Origin of the sequence: Gemmobacter sp. 24YEA27, from assembly GCF_030052995.1 — a bacterium.
In the GTDB taxonomy this organism is placed as follows: Bacteria; Pseudomonadota; Alphaproteobacteria; order Rhodobacterales; family Rhodobacteraceae; genus Pseudogemmobacter.
Window position 1 is genome coordinate 2,444,285 of record NZ_JASJPW010000001.1, and the last position, 14,548, is coordinate 2,458,832.

The following is a 14,548-nucleotide window of genomic DNA, read 5'->3' on the forward strand; positions in this document are numbered from 1 at the left end:
AGAACCAGTTTACCGTCGCTACGAGGCCAATCATCCAAAGGCCGACCGTGAAAAACAGGATCGCGCCTGCCAGAATGAGATTTGCCATTGCTTCCATGTCTTGCTCCTGTGGTCTGGCGCTCGGGATGCCGCCCTGCGTGAGGGCGGTCACCGGAAAGCCTGATGGTTCAGAAACCGATCTCATCGTCACGGTTCTGATAGCCGCCCCGGTCGTCGTATCCGCCGCCGTAGCCGCCGGTCTGGGGGCCTTGACCGCGATTATCTTGCTGGCCGCGCCCGTCATTGCCGCCGCGATTGTCCTCGCGGGGTTTCGGGTCAAATGCGCTGATCAGGATCTGATCGCTTCCCTGCTTGAAAGGGACGCCGGCGGGGTTGAAATGACGGTCCAGCAGGATGAATGTATTGGTCTCGCCACGGTCATTGGTGCTTTCCATCAGGGCACCGATGTTGTGGTAACGGTTCTTCATCTGACCGCTGTTGCGGTCCTCATAGCTGCCGGTAGCCACCGCCAGCTCCTTCAAAACTCTCACTGCCATTAGAATGCTTCCTTCTCTTCCCAGACCCGGACACCGGAGATCTGGCGGGTTTTGTGGTTGCGGCGGACGTATTCCTCGACAAAAGCCGTGATCGCGTCCGGGTCGTTCTGGGCGATATCGTTCAGCGCCATCCGGTGGCCGCCGCGCGGGTTCGCCTCGGTAGGCTCTTCAAAGGCGTAGCGCGTGACGGTGCGCATGCCCTTCACGGTGTCTTTGCTGGCCTTGGATGCAGCGATGCGCGCCTGCTCAGCCTCTCGGGCAGCGGCCTCGGCGGCGCGCTGCGCCTCCAGATCGGCGGGATTATGGCGCGCGAGGGCGGCCGCCGCTTCAACCTCGCGCTGCTTGCGGGCTTCTTCCTCGCGGGCCAGCCGGGCAATCTCGGCCTTACGGGCATCCTCGGCGCGCTTGAACGCATCAACGCCTGCAACAATGCAGCCCTCGATCCGCTTTGCATCGGCAATGGTCGGCTTCCAGCGATCAAGCTCCGACTGGTAGGCATCGCGCAGGGGGGTGGTGGCTTCCTTCTGACCCTTCTCAAGGTCCAGCCGCCATCGCTGCATCGACTTGCGCAGCGTATCGGCCTCCTTCATCTGGGCTTCATTCTCAACCTTCGCGCCATCAGCCCAGCTTTCAGCGGCAAGCCTGTCGCCTTCATAGCGGGCATTGATTTCGTCAATCGGGTCAGGGGCGCCGTTGTGGCCGATCCCTATCGGGGTCATGTCGTTCATTGGTCAATCCTCAATAGGGGATTTCGTCATCGTCAAGGATCTCGCCGGAGATCGGCTGCTTGCGCTTGCAGGCCTCAATCTCGACGTCGACCATTGCGGCCAGTTCGGGCGCACGGCTGCGGAGAGTGGCGAGATCGCGCTGCAGGTTGGGATCGTTCACGGCTTTCATGCCGTGCTGCTTGATCCCAGCGACCATTCCGTCCGCCATGCGCTTGTCGCCAATCGTCGGGCCTGCCGGCTGGTTGATGCGCTGCTGCTCCTGCTGACGGTTCTGGCGCGGGTCGTCAGATTGACGCTGATCCGGACGCGGCGCGGCGCTTTGGGCGTCGTCATCAACCTCGGCAGAAAGGCCAAGGGCCGCTTTGAGGGTGTAGCGCTGGAGATAGGTCACTGCACTGCCAGCAGCCTGAAAGGAGTTTTTGTTCCCAGACTGATCTGGTGGGCCAGAGAGGGAGTTTTCCTCGCTATGCCCGCCAGCATGAGAGACAATGCAGATCACCCGAACGCGTCCATTTTGGCTGTCATCAGTGCGGAAGCGATACGACAGTCCATGGCGCGAAAGGATCGGGTCAATCACCTTGGCGATGCCTGCCAGCGTTTCATGCTTGTAGTGCGTCCGGCCCTTGGCGCTGGAGAAATCGACCGTGGCATCCTTCGTGATGGGTGGAATCTCGGCACGGGCCGCAGCCAGAGCGGCAGCAAATGCAACGCTGGCGCCGTGAGCGTCCATGCGCTCCTTCATGGCCAGCATGCGCTCAAGCTTATCCAGGTCGGCATCGGGGTTCATAACCACGCGCTCAATCATGGAGGCCCAGGCATCATTTCCACCGGGTGCCGCAACGGCGGTGCCGCCCTCGATCTTCGTGACTTCGGTCATTTGATCTGCTCCATGCTCTGGATGATGCGGATATCGGCCTGTGCGCGAGCAAAGGCGTCGGACATGTGGTTCGCGAAGAAGATGGTTCCGGCGATCAGCGCAGCCCAAAACAGCCAGCGGCGGATCAGGCCGGGGTTCTTGGCGCGGCGGGAAACCTTGAGGCGGCGGAAGTCGGCCACAAACTGATCACGCGCGGCTGCAACCGCTGCCTGATGGAGCTGCCCCGGTGTCGGGATGCGCTCGGCATATTCCGCGCTCATGGAGGTGCTATCGAGGGGCATGGCGTTCTCCGGGTTTTTGGAAAATACCCCCGGCCAAAATCGGGACGGGCCGGGGGCTAGTTGCTGGGCGGGGAGGACAGGGAGGCAGAAACCCCGGGCCAGCGCGAAAATCATGCGGCGCGGTCGATCTGCTGATCCCTGCGCCAGTCGCCGAAATCGTCGCGAGCCTCACGCGCGGCTGTGGATGCAGCGGCCTGTTGGCTGCGCAGATCGCTGATCGCGGATTGCTCGGTCTGGCCAGTGCCGGTCAGGGGGCAGCCGTCCAGCGTTGCGACCCAAAGCGGATCGCCATATTCATCCTCACCCTCTTCGGTGATGATCCAGGGCTCGTCGTCAAACAGTGCCATTGGGGTTTCTCCGGACATGTGGTTGTCGGCATATTCGCGCGCCGCACATTCTGCGGCGAAGGCCTCCGGGCTGACGCCGGGCGGAAGGTCGAGATATTCGGGGCGCATCACGAGAGGGTGCGCATCGTTGCGCCCGGTGCCGTGGCAGAGGTCGCAGCGGACGGCGAGGCCTTTGCACTGCTGGCAGCGGGCGCCGATATCCATCAGGCAGCCCGCCTGGCTGCATCGCGGGCCTTTTGAACGGTGAGGGCGGTGCGGATATCTGCCAGCAGTTGCTCGCAGTCGTCACCGGGGTTGCCGTAGCCAAGCGCCTCGAAAATCTCGGTCATGATCTGGATCGAGTCCTCGGGATAGCCCCTGGGCATGTCAGCCTCGATGCGGGTTCCATCTTCGGCGATGATCGCGAGGCGAAGCGGACGCTTCTCCGAGGCAACCCATGAATTACCGCCGCGAAATCCCTCAATGGTTTCGACGGTCCCGATATCGAGCTCGCCCACGTTGAGTTCGACATGTGCCATCACGCAGCCCTCGCCACTGCCGCCGGAGCGCCGCCCTGGGGCGGGGTGGGGTCGGGGAACAGGCCGAAGATCACGTTGCTGCGGATCAGGTCGTCCTCCACCTCGGCACGGCGGGGGAAGAGGATAACGTTGCAGCCCTTGCCGAGACTGACGCTTTCCTTGCGGGCGCGGCCTTCGCGGAAATCAGCCAGGGCATCAAGTCGCGCTGCGCGGCAAAACGTGTCGCGGTAGTCCATGGCGGCAATCTCAGCTTCGGTCATTACGTGACCTGTGATCGCGCCCCGCTCACGCGGGAACAAACTGACAAGCGGGGTATTTTTCACTGTTCGGGTTCCTTGTTTGGGGAGTGTCGAGGCTCAGGCCCTCGGGATGCTGCCTGACGCGCAGGCAGGCACCGGAAGGTCAGGCGACGACAGCTTCGGCCTCGGCGAGGCGCTTCATGTCGTTCAGGGCTTCTGAATTGGTGGCGTACCAGCTTGGAACGCGCTCTAGCTTCGGATCGCTGGCTTGGTAGATCAGCGCTGCCGCAGCGTCCGTTCCATAGACACCTTCGAGCACTTTGCCGCCCGGTCCAGCGAGAACGCAGACCCATCCGGCGCGGCAATGGGTGGTGCCGCAGTAGCCGTCCTGATGCCAAGAACCCATATTCAGGGCTTCAGGGGCGCTGGCGGCCGCGTAGACCTTCTGGTGAATGTTCTCGATGCGAGGAATCCAGTCAGCACCGCGCAGGTCAGCACCGCGCAGGACAGCACCGCGCAGGACAGCACCGCTCAGGACAGCATCGCGCAGGACAGCACCGCTCAGGTCAGCACCGCTCAGGTCAGCACCGCTCAGGTCAGCACCGCGCAGGACAGCACCGCTCAGGTCAGCACCGCGCAGGACAGCATCGCGCAGGACAGCACCGCTCAGGTCAGCACCGCTCAGGTCAGCACCGCTCAGGTCAGCACCGCGCAGGACAGCACCGCTCAGGTCAGCACCGCGCAGGACAGCTTTCCGACCCACTGCGATCTTCACTGCGAGGCCAAGCCGAAAGCCTTCGCTGGTATTCTCGCTCGCCTCAATATCGCACTCAAAGACGATATTGCTGGACCATCTGGACTTGATCTGGATCTTCACTGCGCCCTCCATCCTGTTAAGGTTTCCGCAGGATCGGCCCGGGCGGGTTTCAGCGCTGCGTTGAGATGAATATGAAGTGCCGATTGGCACATTGCAAGATAAAAATATGCCAATAGGCACAGAATTATTGCCCCACCCCTCCCACCCATGCTAGAATCACCCGTATGGAAACGAGGTCAGGAGGGCAGGGGATCGGTCTGGCCACTGGCCGGGCAGGGCGCTAAACCCCCGGCATGGCAACCGCGATACATGACCCAGACAAGCAGACCTTCACCCTTCGCGTGACGGGCTGGTTTGACACCTATCCGATCAGCGATCTTCCAAAGTGGCTGACCTTCTACCGCAGGATGCGGGAGGAACACCCGAAGTCAGGCACCAGCTATGATGCGACGATAGCAGCGCTGGAGAATCTGGCGGCCGAGCTGGGCGTGAAGGTGGTAGAATGAAGAAGAGGGCCATGATCTGGGCTGGCGCCGCATTCAAGAAGCTGGGCGGTTGCACTCTCGCATTGTGGCGCTGGTTCCGCAGGCTCTCCATTTGGTGGCAGGCGGTGCTAGCAATCCCCTTGGCTGGCCTGATCCTGATGATGACATTGGTCGGGAACATGGGACTGGCCGCAATGGGGGGTGCTATCGCGCTCTATGCGTGGCTGATCGGTCCCGCCCTCGGGCTCATTTCAGTGCTGTTTGCAAAGGCATTTTCAATAGTGTGGCGGGATACTTGGAAACCTATGCTGCAGCGCTTCTGGCGTCGCATTCGGGGCGCATGAAGAAGCCCGCCGGTGAGGGCGGGCTGGGGGTCAGTGAACTGCCGGTGAAATCTCTTCGGCGATCCTGGCAATAGCCGCCGTCGCATCGCCCTCATACACGGCAACAACGTCTAACCTGTTGTGGGCCCGCGTTCTGGTTTTAGCTGGGGCGGATTTCTCACGCTCCATAATAGCGGCTACTTTTGGCCTGTTATGCAAATTGGCAGTCTCTGACCTAAGGAGCATCGCCTCAAGCAAAGAAACCTCAGTTTGTGCAAGATATAGCGCGACAGGCCGCTGGCCCTCCGCCTGCAGGACAATATCGGCCACCAAGTCACCGACCCTTGGATCAGGGGGGCATTCTCGGTTATTGTGACGCCTGGCAGTATCGACCGAAGGGATGCTGTCACGTCATCCCTGAAGGTGCTCTTCACTCTTTCTTGCGTCCAGCCGCCGAGTTCCGCGACTTTACTCAATGCGGAGAAAAAACGGATCGCGGTAGCTGGTACCTCTTTCTCAGGGATACCATCTGCGAAAATTTCAAATGTGTCGTGGTCAAATTTGATACCGCTTCTTTCGAGTATTTCCTCGAAAACCTGCATTCTCGAAGTGGAGGACAGATCATAGCCAGATGCTGAGAGCATCGGCGCTACCCATCCGCTGTCATCAATCCGCCACTTGCCATTCGTCCGGTTGGGGATGGCGTAGATGCCTACAGGGTCACCATGTGCTTCGAACATACTGCTGCTAATGCCGAACCCGCTTCCGTTGGGGAGGTCGACAACCTTCACACTCTCACAGAAAGCTTTGCAGATCAGTTCCTTCATATCAGGTTGCCACTGTGCGTCTCGAAACGAAAGAGCCTGTCAGCCACGGATATGGCCCAAGCCTCGAAGCCTGATACCATATTCGGGCCGAAACTTGTATCTCCGCCGCAATCACGCTTTCGCAACCGTGGGAAGTTGGTCACGCCAGTAAGGAATGGTCGTTCTGCCTGATAGTGCACATGCCAGCCTGGATGAGAACCGTGATGTTCGACACGGCAGAGCATGGTGGCCTCTTTCCCAGCGTGAACCAGCATGGCCAAAAAGTCACCACGTTCGGCCCGGTGTGCCAACAAAATGCTGTAAGGATGCCCTTCAGCGTTGAAGGTGATTATCCGCCAAGACCAAGAACCAGCCAGAACGTACGGCGCTTTTGTCTTGATGCATGTCTTGGGCATTCTACCCGTTTTCCACGCGCCAGTTTGCACCTCGGTTTTATCCGCAGCCCTGACCCAAGATGCCGATCTCATCAAATACCTCTAGGCAATGCCTTTTTACCTTCCACACCCCCATCCGATTCTGCAACCGTCGCGCGATCAGGCGCCATCTTCCCCGCCAGCGCCCTCAGCGCCGCTCGAGTTCCATCGCCACCAGCAGGGCCAGCCGTGCGGTGGCCGGATCTGCAGCAGGATCGTCCGCCGCCTCGCGGAAGCCCTTCGCCAGCTCGGCCCGGCCCTCCGCGCTTGGTGCGATACCCTCTGCCATCCCCATGATGATCGAAACGGCGGCCCGGCGGGTGTCGGCCAGCTCGCGCTCCAGCTCGATTATACGAAGGTCTTTGTCCATGTGTGCCAATCTGCCGAGAGGACCGGATTCGGGCAAGTGGAATGGAAAGGGCCCCGCCGAAGCGAGGCCCGCAAGTCAGTGGCAGTGAACCCTGCCACCTTGGCTGTTGTCTGCGTGGCAGCACTTTCCAGGGGGAGAACTCTTGCGACAGCCGCCACCGTGGGCATTGGCGCTGGTTGCGAGACATGCCAAGATCAACGCCACAATGGAAATGTAACCAGTTGCTTTCATAGTATTATACCCACTTTAAGTTATGCTGCGCACTTCTTCGCAAGCTTCTCAGATTCAATTTTCTGGATGTGACCTTTGGTCAATGAAATGGCTGCCTCCTTGTCATTCCCAGACATGCTGGAAACGGGCAGCCCGAGTAGGAATACCCCCCACGCGTCCCCACTTGCCGCGCTCTGCTGGGCAGCACTCAGGTTTTCAAGGTTCTGCTTCTGTGTCAGCAGGTGCTTATTGAGTGAGGCGCATGACTGACCGCCATACGGGTTCGGCCCTATATCAGCAGCCGGGATTTGATCTGGCTTCTTCGCACAACCCGCAGCAATGCAAGAGGCCGCCAGTACAATAAAAATAGCGCGCAATTTGATCTCCAACTGAATATGCGCCATCTGCATCACATACCCGTGAGATTCGTTAAAGTTGTATTTTCTTGGCATCATTCGCCACCCAGAACATCCACAGAACAATCCCCAGGAAATCCTTAACGCTCGGCACCCTGCGGTTGACTCACGCTCAGGGCGTTCTCAGTATGTTCTCATTGGGAGTAGGGGATTGCATGACGGAAGATGAATGGGATGGACTCGGTGAAGCATCCAGGCAGCGTATAGTGGCGGATGCTGTCAGGATGATTTCCGAGCACGCTGCGAAAGAACGCCCTGGATCTGTGCTTCCAAGAGTTGCGATTCTTCTGGCAGAAGCAGGTCAAAGAGGTTTTGAACCCGATCCTTGTCGGTAACCTCTTGCCGCATGACGAACTGGTTGACCGTCTTGCCGTAGAACGCTGCGATAAGCATGGCATTCTCTACGGTTGTGGAGGCGTCGTCACGAGCTTTCAGCTTATTGATGACATCGCGAGACACGCCGGTGCGCGTCACAAGGTCTACGATTGTGGTCTTGTGCTGGTCCATGTGCCAGAGCAGCGCTGAACGAAAGTCGTTTGCCATGCGGGAAGTTAGAGTGCCAAACGGCACGGGCTTCAATGTGTCAATAGGCACTTGACCTTTAACATGCCAATTGGCACAGTGTTTGGCATGTCCGACATTCATGCCATCATCTCCGAACTGGACGCATATTGCGCCGAGACCGGGCTTTCGCCTGCTACCGTTTGCAACCGCGCCAGAAACAATGCCCGTCTATACGACCGGCTGAAATCCAAGGCTGAGAAGCTCGATGAGGACGTATCTGCGCTGCGCGCGTGGATGGCGGCCCACCCGGCTTCTGAGCGCAGTGGGGAAGCATCATGTTGAGCGTTGGGGATCATCCCCCGCACATGGTGCGCCCACAGCCCCCGCGCAAGCCCCCGGCAGAAAGGGGGCGGCGTGATGCAGCTGTCTACCTACATCGTTTGGGCGGCTATGTGCTTTGTCGCCTCATGGGGCGCGGACGAGTTGTTCGCGCTTGACGTCAGCGCGTCACACTTCGCCGCGTGGCTTGCCCTTCTTATTGCGATCAGGGGCAGGGAGGTCTCGCCGTGACATGGGGCCATGCTTCGAATGCAAAGCCCCAGGGGCTTACGGCCACCGACTTCCGGGCCTTGCTTCGCAACAGCGAAGGCCAGGCTATCTCTGGGCCTGTCATGCTCACCGAGCCGCAGCAGAGGTTCGCTGGCGTTCTGGCATTGACGCAGATCGAGGTCATGTCAGCAGCGCAAGGCGCGATGCGCAAGAGCGACCCGCGCCGGAACAAACTCGCCAGGGCGACCTGTTCGGTTCGTGACGCAATCCTGCGGGGTGGCAAATGACCCTGCGCGTTGTCCTGCCGTGGGCAAAGACCAGCGAGCTTTCCGGCAACGGCAGGCTTCACTGGCGCGCCCGCAATAACCTGATCGGGAAGCAGAAGGAGGATGCGACCAAGCGCGCCTGGGAAGCTGGTCTCCACCTTGTCCGTATCCCGGACGGGGTGGATATCCCGCTGCACCTGACCATCTGCCCCCCCACGGCTGGGGGCTGGCCCGACGACGACAATGTGATTGCCGCTCAGAAGGGCGCGCTGGACGCCTTGGCTGCCGTCCTGAAGGTCAATGATCGCCGCTTCCGCATACAGGAGCCGATCCGGGGCGAACGCTGCAAAGGCGGCGCTGTGATCGTGGAAATCCGCCCTGCGCTGGTTCTGATCCCTCATGAAGGGGTGGTGTTGTGAGCGAGGGCGCAATCCCATGGTTCCGGTTCTACCCGGCTGACTTCATGCATGGCGTTCGCGGCATGTCCGCGACCGAGGTCGGGCTGTATCAGATGCTGCTCTGCCGGATCTACGAGGAAAACGGTCCGGTTGAATATAGCCCTCTGCGCCTCTCGACCTATGCCGGGATGCGCGAGGCGACGTTCCTCAAAACCTTCGAAAAGCTGGTAGCGCTCGGCAAGCTGACGCTGATCGACGGCATGGTCTCAAATGCCCGCGCTGAAATCGAAATTTCAAATCGTGCGGACGATCTGAAAAATAGTTCCAAGGCCGGAAAGGCAAGTGCCCAAAAAAGGCAACAAAAACAACGGCAGGAAGCAACGCCCGTTCAACAGGCGTTCAACCATACAGATACAGATACAGATACAGATACAGAAGATGGTGGTGGTGATGCGCGAGCGCGCGATGATCATCCTGATGCTTCTCAGCAAGATCTGACCTTCCGGGAGCGGATCCTCGTTGCCTGCGGCGTCTCTACCTCCGGCTTCACCGGCAGAGGCGGTCAGATGATCGGCCGCTCCGGCGAGATAGCAGAGATCAACGCCAGAATGACCGAGCGCCGGATTTCCGAGGCCGAGGTTCTGCAGATCGTTTCCGAGGAGATGGCGGCGAAGAACGCCGGTCGCGATCCGGGGCCGCCTTCTTCGCTGCGCTTCTTTCTCTCAGCCCTGGACCGGTTACTATCGCAAGCTGAAGGAATTGCAGTGGGCGAACCTGCTGAGCGAGGACAATCGCAGTGATCTGGCTCAGGATCTGTCGAATTGGGGCAGCTATTTCGGGCAACTGCACGGACTGACCGGCTCCAGTCTTGATGGCCTATTGAAACTCCAACAGGGCTTCTCGGCCGCCACAGCGCTGATCAATGCCTGGGAGGGTTACACAACCGTCCTGCGCGATCCTACTGTACCTTACTGGGGCAAAATGCTGGCGGCCGGAAAGGTTCTCGCAGCCGGCCTTGGCGCGGTCAGTGCGATCAAGGGGGCCGGCAAAGGCGGCGCACGAACCTCGGCAGGTGGATCGTCCGGGTCAACGACTGCCGCAGCAACGCAGGACAGCAATCCGGTCGCCGTGACCATCCAAGGCCTCGACCCTGACAGCCTGTACAGCGGTAAGCAGGTCATTGGCATGACCGATGCTGTGCAGAAAGAGCTCAAGCGGCGCGGCGTCGTTCTCACCTACACCTCCTGAGGCTCACATGATCCATATCGAGAACAGCGCGACTGGCACCCGGGCGAGCTCTGTCGCATATCGCAACGTCCTCGTCGAGGGCGTGCTGTCTTGGTCCAGTCAGACGCCAGACGGTTTTGCCGCGAACGCCCTAGGACCGCAGACCAATGACGCATGGAAGCCATCCGCGATGCCAGCCACGCTGTCTGTGATCCTGCCCGTGGCGGTAGACTGTGACTGCGCCGCTATCATCGCTCACACCCTCGGCTCCAGCGGCGCCACGGTGCATGTTGAGGGCAGTCTTACAGGGGCGTCATGGGTCACGGTATCGACCGTCACGCCGACAGATGACCGCGATCTGATCATGCTGTTCGCGTCGGACGTGCCATATCCGCGCTGGCGCATCCGGATCACCGGCCCGACCGCGCCCCATATCGGCATCGCATGGATCGGGCCGAGGTTCTTCATTCCTGACGGAGTTGCCGCAGGATACGTGCCGGTCAACATGGCGCTGGATATCGAGCTTAAGCCCAGCGTCACCAGGGGCGGGCAGTATCTCGGCGTCAGCGTCAAAAAGAAGGGGGCCGGCACCAGCATCTCGCTGACCCCGCAGAGGCGCTGGTGGATCCAGAGCGATGCCGCGCCCTTCATCGAGCATTACAATCTCGGGCGTCCTTTCCTTTGGATGAGCTGCCCGGATCTGTTCCCGGATGATGGCCACTATTGCTGGCGGGCGGGCGATACCCTCTCGGCCAACTTTGGCGCCGGCGCGGTCTATGGCGATCTGAGCATGGAGGTGAGCGCTTATGTTGGCATCTAAGGGCGATGTTTGGATATCTGGTGCGGGCCGCCGCCTCGAATGGCAGACTGATCTGCGGCTATTTGATCCTCTGACCGCTTCGAGCATCTTGATTGATGGCGAAAAGGTCTGTCCGGGCGATCCGCTTCCCGATGATTTCCTTGTGCTGAGCCACGGTGGCGCTTACGAGCGGCATCCCGACGTGCAGGTGATCCGGTATGAGTGATCGTGAGCCATTCTCCTGGATCGAGATCGACATGGACGGCTGCGGGCGGGTGTTCGGGCAGGGGGATTGCCCCGCCGCCCTGGGCGTCGGCGATGTGCAGCGCAAGTGCTTCAACACCTTCGCGACCTGCCGGGCAAAAGCCGCGTTCCTGCATGACAAGGCCTTCCGCACCCTCCGCATCTGCGAGCCTCGGGCGAACCTGCCGAAGGATGGAACGTGGTTCCCGATGCTGCAAAGCGTCTCGGAGGAGCCTGGGCGCGTGAACATCGCCGGCAGCGATGATGATATGGCCGCGCTAGGCCGCCGCGCCACGATGAAGGCAACGGTATCCGACGCGCCGTATCATGACCGGTTCCTCGATCCCTATCAGGCGGAGCGCGTCAGCGGTGCGGCACAGATTGACGAGCCCGGATATGATCCGTCCGCGCGCGGGACGCTGTGGGGCAAGACCGTGGCGCGCTGGCCCTATTACGCGGGCCGCCCGATCCGCCGCTGCCTCGGCTATCTGGTCAACGGCCAGATCGTGGATGTGAAGAAGCGGCACTATGTGCTGACGAGTCGCTCTGGCCCCGGCACCAGCGGCAGCGTGTCTTTTGAGGCCGCCGATGTGCTGGATCTGGCAAAGAATGAGAAAGCCGTGGCCCGAAGCCGAGCAACGGCGCGCTGGCGGAAGCCATGGAAATTGACGCGACCACGCTCACCCTCGTGCCTCCAGGCATCGGCGATGCCGAATACCCGAGCTCAGGCCGGGCCTGCATCGGGTCTGAAATCGTCACTTTCACCCGCGCGGGTGATGCGGTGACCCTGACCGGGCGCGGGATCGCCCGGACAGCTAAGGCCGGTCACAATGAGGGCGACACCTTCCAGCAGGTGCTCTTTTTCGACCGCAAGCGCATCCATGAGATCATTCAGACCCTGCTCGCGGATTATACCACCGTCGATCCGGCCCGCTTCCCGGGCCCGGAGGATGCCGCGGAGATTATGCGCTGGCTGCCGGGCGTCCTGCTGACCCGGAACATCGTTAAACCCACCGGCGTCGACAGCCTGATCGGCGAGCTGTCCTTGTTTGGCGTCTCGATATGGCCATCGAACATCCTCAACCGGATCAGGCTCAAGGCAAACCGGCCCGTCGATAATGACGAGATTTTCGACCTTTCGGACCGGAACGATATCATCGAGGTCACGCGGAAGGATCGCGACGACAAGCGCCTGACGCAGATCCATGTCCATAGCGTTCTGTCTGACCCGACCAAGGGCAGCACCAGCGCCGAGAATTACGACCGCCTGATGGCAACGGTTGATCTTTCGGCACAGGAGGCCTGGGCTTACGGTGAGACCCGTATCCGCAAGATCTACACCGCCTGGCTGGAAGAGGGCGGCGACAGCATCATCCGCATCTCATCCCTTCGCCTGCTGCGACGCTTCCTCGCAGCCCCGGCACATCTGACGCTCCTGCTGGATGAAAAGGACGGCACCATTGATCTTGCCGATGTGCTGCGCCTGTCAACCGATGCCATTCAGGATGAAACGGGAAGGGCGGTCACCAGCCTCTATCAAGTCATCGAGCGCTCGGAGCCGGATCCGGGCCACCAGTTCGAGGTCGTGTCTCAGGCCTATCAGTTTGACGGCCGGTTCGGGGTGATCCGCCGAATGGGACGCCGGCATATTCCGACACGTCTCCCGAGCAGCGTGATCGCTTCATGTTCATCACCGCAAACAGCGCGCCCTGGCTTCCAGACGGCTCGCCTCATTACGAGATTTTCTGATGATCTATGGCTATGACTACCGGCTCATCACCGAGAGCGAGACTGATCCATATCAGCCGCCGACGACCGACCTTTTTAAGGCACTGGCGAAAAACCCCATCGCCATGTTCGAAGGCGCCCAGGGTGCGCCCCGCCTCAGCCTCGGCGCGCTGCCCCGGCTGACAGCCGGCAATCAGATCCGGTCCCGGATCGATGCGGAGCAACTCGCTACGGCAACTGGCGTAAGTGTCTTAGCACGCCTTGAAGCGTATTCGTTCGGTATGCTCCAGAGTGGCACTGTCCGGATGAGCTTCTCTCACCGCAGCAGCGCTGGCTCCGGTGGCTCCGGTGGTGGCAATTGCCAACTGGTGCGCGTCAGGGGCGGCGCCAGCGTGGTCGTTGCGACCTATGTAAACACGACGACCTATGCCAATCGCGTCATTGATGTGCCCGTTTTGCCGGGTGACTTGCTGCGGATCGAGGCGACCAGCCCTGTCTCTCCCACCGGTGGCGGCGGAACTGTGCAGGTTTTCACCTCGAATATCCGCCTCAGCAACGGCGGCGAGGATCTCTGGCCCGGCATTCCGGCACCTTTGGAGGGGATGACCTATGCCTGAATATCGCAACGCTGAGCAAACGGTGATCTTCTGGCCGGGCGCCCCGGGCGGGCGCGATCTGGTGTTGGAGCCGGGGCATCCGCTCTGGACTGCGGCGGTCGCGGCGGGGGTGGAGCCCTTTGTCGTGCCAGCAGCAGATCCATGGGTTGCGCTGCGCGCCGAGCGTGACCGCCGCCTCGCGTGGTCCGACCCTCGCGCGCTGCCGGACTTCCCCCAGACTGAGGCCTCGCGCGCTGCATGGCTGGCCTACCGCCAGGCGCTCCGCGATCTGCCTGACGTGACGACTGACCCGCTGGCCGCTGTTTGGCCCGAGCCCCCGCAGGGCTGACCTTTCGCACAATCCGATCTGACACCCCCCGCCGCGTGCGGGCTTTTTTACGTGGATATGCCATGGCTTTGACCACCATCATCACGGGCCGCGTGCCAATCACGACTGATCGCCCTTTCAAGGCGGCAGAGCTGGTATTCACGTTGTCGGACTGGGATAAGGCCGGCGCTGATATCTTCCCGCCGGCTGCTGTGCGATCCGTGTTGCTGACGGCTGACGGGACGATCCCGGTTGGTTTCGCTCTGTGGCGAAACTCAGCGGGGGCACGCAGCACCACATATCACGTCACGGCTCGCTGGACCGAAGATGACAGGCAACGCCAGGCGATACCGCGTGAAGTGCTGCTTGGTAAGATCTACCTGACCGGCCCCGGTCCTGTCGCCCTTGCCGACCTTCTGGCAATCCCGGCCCCTGTGCCGACCGTGCCGGATGCGGTGGCGCAGGCGCTTGGGGGGCTGCGGCCTCGAAGGCTGATGCTGAACGGGCGGAGGGGTTCCGCGAC

Annotated in this window: 22 protein-coding genes; 10 read left to right on the forward strand and 12 right to left on the reverse strand. The window is 60.9% G+C overall.

Annotated features, from left to right (window positions below):
- Nucleotides 1-167: 167 nt before the first annotated feature.
- From QNO18_RS12190 to QNO18_RS12225, 8 genes are all read right to left on the reverse strand, one after another.
- Nucleotides 168-506, reverse strand: coding sequence for a hypothetical protein (locus QNO18_RS12190; RefSeq protein ID WP_283177872.1), 339 nt, complete (start codon nucleotides 504-506; stop codon nucleotides 168-170).
- A gap of 29 nt (nucleotides 507-535) precedes the next feature.
- A complete protein-coding gene (locus QNO18_RS12195) occupies nucleotides 536-1,264 on the reverse strand; it encodes a hypothetical protein (RefSeq protein WP_283177873.1) in 729 nt (242 codons plus the stop codon).
- Between the two features lie 10 nt (nucleotides 1,265-1,274).
- Complete coding sequence (locus QNO18_RS12200; protein WP_283177874.1) at nucleotides 1,275-2,141, reverse strand: ERF family protein; 867 nt, start codon at nucleotides 2,139-2,141, stop codon at nucleotides 1,275-1,277.
- Nucleotides 2,138-2,422, reverse strand: a complete 285-nt coding sequence (locus QNO18_RS12205) for a hypothetical protein (protein WP_283177875.1) — start codon at nucleotides 2,420-2,422, stop codon at nucleotides 2,138-2,140. The genes QNO18_RS12200 and QNO18_RS12205 overlap by 4 nt, the downstream gene beginning before the upstream one ends.
- Before the next feature lie 110 nt (nucleotides 2,423-2,532).
- Nucleotides 2,533-2,973, reverse strand: a complete 441-nt coding sequence (locus tag QNO18_RS12210) for a hypothetical protein (protein ID WP_283177876.1) — start codon at nucleotides 2,971-2,973, stop codon at nucleotides 2,533-2,535.
- Nucleotides 2,973-3,287 (reverse strand): hypothetical protein, encoded by a 315-nt coding sequence (locus QNO18_RS12215; RefSeq protein ID WP_283177877.1) that lies wholly within the window; start codon nucleotides 3,285-3,287, stop codon nucleotides 2,973-2,975. The genes QNO18_RS12210 and QNO18_RS12215 overlap by 1 nt, the downstream gene beginning before the upstream one ends.
- Nucleotides 3,287-3,610, reverse strand: coding sequence for a hypothetical protein (locus tag QNO18_RS12220; protein WP_283177878.1), 324 nt, complete (start codon nucleotides 3,608-3,610; stop codon nucleotides 3,287-3,289). The genes QNO18_RS12215 and QNO18_RS12220 overlap by 1 nt, the downstream gene beginning before the upstream one ends.
- Nucleotides 3,611-3,689: 79 nt before the next feature.
- Nucleotides 3,690-4,403: a pentapeptide repeat-containing protein gene (locus QNO18_RS12225; protein ID WP_283177879.1), complete on the reverse strand. Its 714-nt coding sequence runs from the start codon at nucleotides 4,401-4,403 to the stop codon at nucleotides 3,690-3,692.
- A 233-nt stretch (nucleotides 4,404-4,636) separates the two neighbouring features.
- Between QNO18_RS12225 and QNO18_RS12230 the strand changes: the two genes are divergently transcribed.
- Both QNO18_RS12230 and QNO18_RS12235 read left to right on the forward strand, forming a co-directional pair.
- Nucleotides 4,637-4,849 carry a hypothetical protein gene (locus QNO18_RS12230; RefSeq protein ID WP_283177880.1) on the forward strand — a complete coding sequence of 71 codons (213 nt, stop codon included), beginning with the start codon at nucleotides 4,637-4,639 and terminating at the stop codon, nucleotides 4,847-4,849.
- A complete protein-coding gene (locus tag QNO18_RS12235; RefSeq protein ID WP_283177881.1) occupies nucleotides 4,846-5,172 on the forward strand; it encodes a hypothetical protein in 327 nt (108 codons plus the stop codon). Before QNO18_RS12230 ends, QNO18_RS12235 begins: the two co-directional genes overlap by 4 nt.
- 802 nt (nucleotides 5,173-5,974) lie before the next feature.
- On the opposite strand, the gene QNO18_RS12240 is transcribed toward QNO18_RS12235, so the two are convergent.
- The 4 genes from QNO18_RS12240 to QNO18_RS12255 form a co-directional block, all read right to left on the reverse strand.
- A complete protein-coding gene (locus QNO18_RS12240) occupies nucleotides 5,975-6,373 on the reverse strand; it encodes a hypothetical protein (protein ID WP_283177882.1) in 399 nt (132 codons plus the stop codon).
- Nucleotides 6,374-6,539: 166 nt separating this feature from the next.
- On the reverse strand, nucleotides 6,540-6,761 hold the full coding sequence (locus QNO18_RS12245; protein WP_283177883.1) for a hypothetical protein: 222 nt from the start codon (nucleotides 6,759-6,761) through the stop codon (nucleotides 6,540-6,542).
- Nucleotides 6,762-7,012: 251 nt separating this feature from the next.
- On the reverse strand, nucleotides 7,013-7,423 hold the full coding sequence (locus QNO18_RS12250; RefSeq protein ID WP_283177884.1) for a hypothetical protein: 411 nt from the start codon (nucleotides 7,421-7,423) through the stop codon (nucleotides 7,013-7,015).
- A gap of 183 nt (nucleotides 7,424-7,606) precedes the next feature.
- Nucleotides 7,607-8,032 carry a hypothetical protein gene (locus tag QNO18_RS12255; protein ID WP_283177885.1) on the reverse strand — a complete coding sequence of 142 codons (426 nt, stop codon included), beginning with the start codon at nucleotides 8,030-8,032 and terminating at the stop codon, nucleotides 7,607-7,609.
- Nucleotides 8,033-8,723: 691 nt separating this feature from the next.
- Between QNO18_RS12255 and QNO18_RS12260 the strand changes: the two genes are divergently transcribed.
- The 8 genes from QNO18_RS12260 to QNO18_RS12295 all read left to right on the forward strand — a co-directional run bounded on the left by QNO18_RS12260 (nucleotide 8,724) and on the right by QNO18_RS12295 (nucleotide 14,046).
- Nucleotides 8,724-9,125, forward strand: a complete 402-nt coding sequence (locus tag QNO18_RS12260; protein ID WP_283177886.1) for a hypothetical protein — start codon at nucleotides 8,724-8,726, stop codon at nucleotides 9,123-9,125.
- On the forward strand, nucleotides 9,122-9,904 hold the full coding sequence (locus QNO18_RS12265) for a DUF1376 domain-containing protein (protein WP_283177887.1): 783 nt from the start codon (nucleotides 9,122-9,124) through the stop codon (nucleotides 9,902-9,904). Before QNO18_RS12260 ends, QNO18_RS12265 begins: the two co-directional genes overlap by 4 nt.
- Nucleotides 9,864-10,352: a hypothetical protein gene (locus QNO18_RS12270; protein ID WP_283177888.1), complete on the forward strand. Its 489-nt coding sequence runs from the start codon at nucleotides 9,864-9,866 to the stop codon at nucleotides 10,350-10,352. The genes QNO18_RS12265 and QNO18_RS12270 overlap by 41 nt, the downstream gene beginning before the upstream one ends.
- Nucleotides 10,353-10,359: 7 nt before the next feature.
- Complete coding sequence (locus tag QNO18_RS12275; RefSeq protein ID WP_283177889.1) at nucleotides 10,360-11,151, forward strand: hypothetical protein; 792 nt, start codon at nucleotides 10,360-10,362, stop codon at nucleotides 11,149-11,151.
- On the forward strand, nucleotides 11,138-11,356 hold the full coding sequence (locus tag QNO18_RS12280; RefSeq protein ID WP_283177890.1) for a hypothetical protein: 219 nt from the start codon (nucleotides 11,138-11,140) through the stop codon (nucleotides 11,354-11,356). Before QNO18_RS12275 ends, QNO18_RS12280 begins: the two co-directional genes overlap by 14 nt.
- Nucleotides 11,357-12,031: 675 nt before the next feature.
- Complete coding sequence (locus QNO18_RS12285) at nucleotides 12,032-13,138, forward strand: hypothetical protein (protein ID WP_283177891.1); 1,107 nt, start codon at nucleotides 12,032-12,034, stop codon at nucleotides 13,136-13,138.
- Nucleotides 13,122-13,718, forward strand: coding sequence for a hypothetical protein (locus tag QNO18_RS12290; RefSeq protein ID WP_283177892.1), 597 nt, complete (start codon nucleotides 13,122-13,124; stop codon nucleotides 13,716-13,718). The genes QNO18_RS12285 and QNO18_RS12290 overlap by 17 nt, the downstream gene beginning before the upstream one ends.
- Nucleotides 13,711-14,046 (forward strand): tail fiber assembly protein, encoded by a 336-nt coding sequence (locus QNO18_RS12295; RefSeq protein ID WP_283177893.1) that lies wholly within the window; start codon nucleotides 13,711-13,713, stop codon nucleotides 14,044-14,046. The genes QNO18_RS12290 and QNO18_RS12295 overlap by 8 nt, the downstream gene beginning before the upstream one ends.
- Nucleotides 14,047-14,548 lie beyond the last annotated feature (502 nt).

Coding starts and splice junctions, on each gene's coding strand:
- QNO18_RS12215 (WP_283177877.1), bottom strand. CDS start 3,287: ATGGCACATGTCGAACTCAACGTGGGCGAGCTCGATATCGGGACCGTC.
- QNO18_RS12205 (WP_283177875.1), bottom strand. CDS start 2,422: ATGCCCCTCGATAGCACCTCCATGAGCGCGGAATATGCCGAGCGCATC.
- QNO18_RS12280 (WP_283177890.1), top strand. CDS start 11,138: ATGTTGGCATCTAAGGGCGATGTTTGGATATCTGGTGCGGGCCGCCGC.
- QNO18_RS12260 (WP_283177886.1), top strand. CDS start 8,724: ATGACCCTGCGCGTTGTCCTGCCGTGGGCAAAGACCAGCGAGCTTTCC.
- QNO18_RS12210 (WP_283177876.1), bottom strand. CDS start 2,973: ATGGATATCGGCGCCCGCTGCCAGCAGTGCAAAGGCCTCGCCGTCCGC.
- QNO18_RS12285 (WP_283177891.1), top strand. CDS start 12,032: ATGGAAATTGACGCGACCACGCTCACCCTCGTGCCTCCAGGCATCGGC.
- QNO18_RS12235 (WP_283177881.1), top strand. CDS start 4,846: ATGAAGAAGAGGGCCATGATCTGGGCTGGCGCCGCATTCAAGAAGCTG.
- QNO18_RS12275 (WP_283177889.1), top strand. CDS start 10,360: ATGATCCATATCGAGAACAGCGCGACTGGCACCCGGGCGAGCTCTGTC.
- QNO18_RS12250 (WP_283177884.1), bottom strand. CDS start 7,423: ATGCCAAGAAAATACAACTTTAACGAATCTCACGGGTATGTGATGCAG.
- QNO18_RS12230 (WP_283177880.1), top strand. CDS start 4,637: ATGGCAACCGCGATACATGACCCAGACAAGCAGACCTTCACCCTTCGC.
- QNO18_RS12240 (WP_283177882.1), bottom strand. CDS start 6,373: ATGCCCAAGACATGCATCAAGACAAAAGCGCCGTACGTTCTGGCTGGT.
- QNO18_RS12200 (WP_283177874.1), bottom strand. CDS start 2,141: ATGACCGAAGTCACGAAGATCGAGGGCGGCACCGCCGTTGCGGCACCC.
- QNO18_RS12295 (WP_283177893.1), top strand. CDS start 13,711: ATGCCTGAATATCGCAACGCTGAGCAAACGGTGATCTTCTGGCCGGGC.
- QNO18_RS12255 (WP_283177885.1), bottom strand. CDS start 8,032: ATGAATGTCGGACATGCCAAACACTGTGCCAATTGGCATGTTAAAGGT.
- QNO18_RS12290 (WP_283177892.1), top strand. CDS start 13,122: ATGATCTATGGCTATGACTACCGGCTCATCACCGAGAGCGAGACTGAT.
- QNO18_RS12245 (WP_283177883.1), bottom strand. CDS start 6,761: ATGGACAAAGACCTTCGTATAATCGAGCTGGAGCGCGAGCTGGCCGAC.
- QNO18_RS12195 (WP_283177873.1), bottom strand. CDS start 1,264: ATGAACGACATGACCCCGATAGGGATCGGCCACAACGGCGCCCCTGAC.